The sequence below is a fragment of the Actinoplanes sp. NPDC048791 genome, assembly GCF_040650095.1.
GTDB lineage: Bacteria > Actinomycetota > Actinomycetes > Mycobacteriales > Micromonosporaceae > Actinoplanes.
In genome coordinates this window covers 1-3,545 of record NZ_JBEZGQ010000867.1, presented here as the reverse complement: position 1 = coordinate 3,545, position 3,545 = coordinate 1, and the positions used below count along the sequence as shown (strand labels likewise).

General features: G+C 72.0%; 5 protein-coding genes. 1 reads left to right on the top strand and 4 read right to left on the bottom strand.

Features of this window, described 5'->3' with window-relative positions; genetic code table 11:
• Both AB0C29_RS38740 and AB0C29_RS38735 read right to left on the bottom strand, forming a co-directional pair.
• On the bottom strand, positions 1-677 hold a 677-nt coding region (locus AB0C29_RS38740; protein ID WP_360831430.1), incomplete at its 3' end, for an MFS transporter.
• On the bottom strand, positions 674-1,216 hold the full coding sequence (locus tag AB0C29_RS38735) for a helix-turn-helix domain-containing protein (RefSeq protein ID WP_360831427.1): 543 nt from the start codon (positions 1,214-1,216) through the stop codon (positions 674-676). The genes AB0C29_RS38735 and AB0C29_RS38740, both read right to left, overlap by 4 nt.
• A gap of 130 nt (positions 1,217-1,346) precedes the next feature.
• On the opposite strand from AB0C29_RS38735, the gene AB0C29_RS38730 reads away from it, so the two are divergent.
• Positions 1,347-1,799 (top strand): SCP2 sterol-binding domain-containing protein, encoded by a 453-nt coding sequence (locus tag AB0C29_RS38730; protein WP_360831425.1) that lies wholly within the window; start codon positions 1,347-1,349, stop codon positions 1,797-1,799.
• A 67-nt stretch (positions 1,800-1,866) separates the two neighbouring features.
• Here AB0C29_RS38730 and AB0C29_RS38725 read toward each other — a convergent pair whose 3' ends face one another.
• Both AB0C29_RS38725 and AB0C29_RS38720 read right to left on the bottom strand, forming a co-directional pair.
• Complete coding sequence (locus AB0C29_RS38725) at positions 1,867-2,517, bottom strand: response regulator transcription factor (RefSeq protein ID WP_360831422.1); 651 nt, start codon at positions 2,515-2,517, stop codon at positions 1,867-1,869.
• A partial coding sequence (locus tag AB0C29_RS38720; RefSeq protein ID WP_360831419.1) for a sensor domain-containing protein occupies positions 2,514-3,545 on the bottom strand: 1,032 nt, incomplete at its 5' end. The genes AB0C29_RS38725 and AB0C29_RS38720, both read right to left, overlap by 4 nt.

Sequence of the window (3,545 nt, the reverse complement as noted above, 5' to 3'; positions counted from 1 at the left end):
GCGGGCGCGGCCTGCCCGGGCGCGGGCACGGTTTGGTCGGGCGCGGCCTGCCCGGGTGCGGGCACGGTTTGGTCGGGCGCGGTCGCAGCGGGCGCGGGCCTCGGGATTCGGAGCAACGCGAAGGCGATCGCCGACAGGGCGAACGCCGCCGCGTCCACCGCGATCCCCCATCCCGGCCCGACACCCGCCACGAGAATCCCGCCCAGCGGCGCGCCGACGATGAAGGCGCCGTTGAAGAACAGGCGGTTCAACGCATTGGCCTGCTGGCGGATCTCCTCCGGGATGAGCTGCGGCACGATCGACGACGAGGCGGGCAGGGCCAGCGCGCTCACCATGCCGTTGACCGCGGACAGCGCGATCAGCCACGGGATCGTCGCCGCGCCGGACAGCACCAGGGCGGCCACCGCCGCCTGGGTGACGGCGGCTGCGATGCTCGCGCCCACCATCAGGTGATGCTTCGGCATCCGGTCGGCCAGCGCCCCGCCGAACAGCACGAACAGCACGTTGACTGACACCCGCGTGCCGACGACCAGGCCGAGGTCGCTGGGCGAGCCGGTCAGGTCGAGGACGGCGAAGGCCAGGGCGACCGGCGCGACCGCGTTGCCGATCGAGTTGATCGTGCGGCCGGCGAGCAGGAACCGAAACGGGGCATGGCGCAGCGGGGCGAGAGCGTTCACGGCTCCTCCATGCGGAACATCGCGATGGTCGCGCTGGTGCGGATGGTGCCCGGAGTGCGCGGGGGCTTGGCCGCGTCGTGCAGGTCGCGGCTGGCCTGGGCGATGCGGTCGCGGATCTCGCGGAAGACCTGCGGGTCGACCCAGAGCTCGGCGTCGGTCATCGAGCCGCCCACCGACCAGTCGGCCTCGGCGGTACGCCGCACCAGCTCGTTGGCCACGGCCTCGAACAGCGCCCGCTGCGTGTCGGCGTGATGCGGGCCGGCCATCGCCTCGCGCTCACGCTCCCGGTCGCGCTCGGCGTCGTAGCGGTAGCGCTTGGCGACGCCGCCGCGGATGCGTTCCTCACCGGTCTGCACGATCAGTCCGGCGCTGAGCAGATTGCGCAGGTGGTAGCTGGCGTTGGCGTGGGTGAGACCGAGCTCGCGGGCGACGTCGGCGGCGGTGAGCGGCGCACCGGTGAGCAACGACAGCATCCGCAGCCGGACCGGATGGGCCATGGCCCGCAGCCGGGCCTGGCGACGCGCATCTCCCAAAGACATGTTGGGGAGTTTAGGAGAGACGGGGCTCACTGTCCAACAGACGTTGGGGGGTTGAGACACTGCGGGACTACGCGGTTATCGCTAGGGTTACTCGCGAGTAGGTCTGGCGCTCATCCCGAAAGGTCCACCGATGACTGAATTCAGCCCCGAGTCTCTCGCCACGATCGGCCCGAAGGAGTTCGCGCAGCTCGTCAAGTCCACTCCGGACTCGAAGATCGCCGAGGTCATGGGCTCCGAGAGCCGCACTAAGATCCTGGACGAGGTGTTCAACCGGATGCCGACGCTGTTCCGCGCGGACCGGGCCGGCGCGACCCAGGCCGTCATCCACTGGAGCATCACGGGCGGCCCCGGTGGCAGCACGGACACCTACGAGACCGTGATCGAGAACGGTGCCTGCACCGTCACCAACCAGCCGGTCCGCGAGCCCAAGCTGGCGATGACGATGGACCCGGTGACCTTCCTCAAGGTGGTCTCCGGCGACGGCAACCCGATGATGATGTTCATGACCGGCAAGATCAAGGCGAAGGGTGACCTCGGCCTGGCGGCCCAGGTCGCCAAGCTCTTCGACATCCCGAAGAACTGATCTCACCTGCCGGCCCGCCCCGCCGAGACCTGTCTCGGCGGGGCGTCCTTGCTTCACCGGTACGCGGTCACGAGCTCAGGTAGCGCAGCACCGCGAGCACCCGCCGGTTGTCGGCCTCGCCCGGCGGCAGTCCCAGCTTGTCGAAGATGCCCGCGACGTGCTTCTCCACGGTTCCGCCGGTGACCACGAGCGCGTCGGCGATGCCGGCGTTCGAACGGCCCTCGGCCATCAGCGCCAGCACGTTCCGCTCCCGCGCGGTGAGCGCCGCCAGACCGTCGGCCCGGCGGCTCGCGCGCAGCAACTGGCCGACGACCTCGGGGTCGAGCGCCGTCCCGCCCGCGGTGACCCGTTCCAGCGCGTCGGCGAACTCGGCGACGTCGGCCACCCGTTCCTTCAGCAGATATCCGGCGCCCGCCGCGTTGCCTTCCAGCAGCCGGGCCGTGTACTTGGTCTCGATGTACTGCGACAGCACCAGCACCCCGGTCCGCGGGTGCCGGCGGCGGATCTCGAGCGCGGCGCGCAGCCCCTCGTCGGTGTGGGTCGGCGGCATCCGGATGTCGGCCACCACCACGTCGGGCTGATGCTCGGCCACCGCCTCGAGCAGCGCACCGCCGTCACCCACGGCCGCGCAGACCTGGTGGCCGCGGTCCTCGATCAGCCGGGCGAGCCCCGCCCGGAACAGGACCGAGTCCTCGGCGATCACGATCCGCGCCTTCATGCGTGCAACGGGAGCTCGACGGTGATCGTCGTCGGCCCGCCCGGTGGGCTGACGATCGTGAGGCGGCCGTCCACCACGGCGACCCGCTGCGCCAGTCCGGCCAGGCCGCTGCCCCTGGTCGGGTCGGCGCCGCCCGTACCGTCGTCGGCGACGCTGAGCAGCAGCACGTCGTGCTGCCCGGCCGCCCGGACCGCGAGCTTGTCGGCCAGGCTGTGCTTGGCCGCGTTGGCCAGCAGCTCGGCGGCGCAGAAGTACGCGATGGTCTCGATCGCGGGGGTGGGCCGGACCGGGATGCTGACCTCCAGCTGGACCGGGATCGCCCGGTCGGCGGTCAGCGAGGCGAGGGCGTCGGCCAGCCCGTTGTCGAGCACCGGCGGGTGGATGCCACGGACCAGGCTGCGCAGCTCGCCGAGCGCGTCCTTGGCCCCCCGCAGCGCGGCGTCGACCAGCTCCCGGGCGGCCGCGGCGTCCGGGACCGGGCCGTTGTCGCCGAGCTTCTCCCGGGCCATGCCGAGGTTCATGGCCAGCGTGGCCAGCCGGATCTGGGCGCCGTCGTGCAGGTCCCGTTCGAGCCGCCGCAGCAGGGCGGCGGAGTCGTCCACGGCCAGCGCCCGGCTCTGCTCCAGGTCGTGGACCCGCTGGGCCAGCCGCCCGGGCCCGAGCAACCCTCGAATCAGCCAGGCGTCGACGGCGGTGACGGCCCGGGTGACCCACGGGGCGGCCAGCAGCATCGCCGCTCCCGCAGCGGCGGCGGCGAACGTGCCGAGAAGAGTCGTGACTTGGAACGTGCCGTCACCGAACAGCCCGAACGGCGTGAACACCGGCACCGGGCTGAGCTGGACCCCCGGTGGATGGTTGCGGAACGCGCCCCACAGCAACGGGTAACTCAGGTTGACCAGGCCGCCGATCCAGAAGAACACGGCGTACAGCTCGATCAGGCCGACCGGCAGCTTGACCAGCTGGTAGGCCACAACCCGCCAGCCGGCGCCATCACGAAGGCCCGGGCCGGGCCAGGCCCGGCTGCCGGG

Bases quoted from the DNA above. Each gene is read 5' to 3' on its own strand.
- AB0C29_RS38735 (WP_360831427.1), bottom strand. From the start codon at position 1,216: ATGTCTTTGGGAGATGCGCGTCGCCAGGCCCGGCTGCGGGCCATGGCC.
- AB0C29_RS38725 (WP_360831422.1), bottom strand. From the start codon at position 2,517: ATGAAGGCGCGGATCGTGATCGCCGAGGACTCGGTCCTGTTCCGGGCG.
- AB0C29_RS38730 (WP_360831425.1), top strand. From the start codon at position 1,347: ATGACTGAATTCAGCCCCGAGTCTCTCGCCACGATCGGCCCGAAGGAG.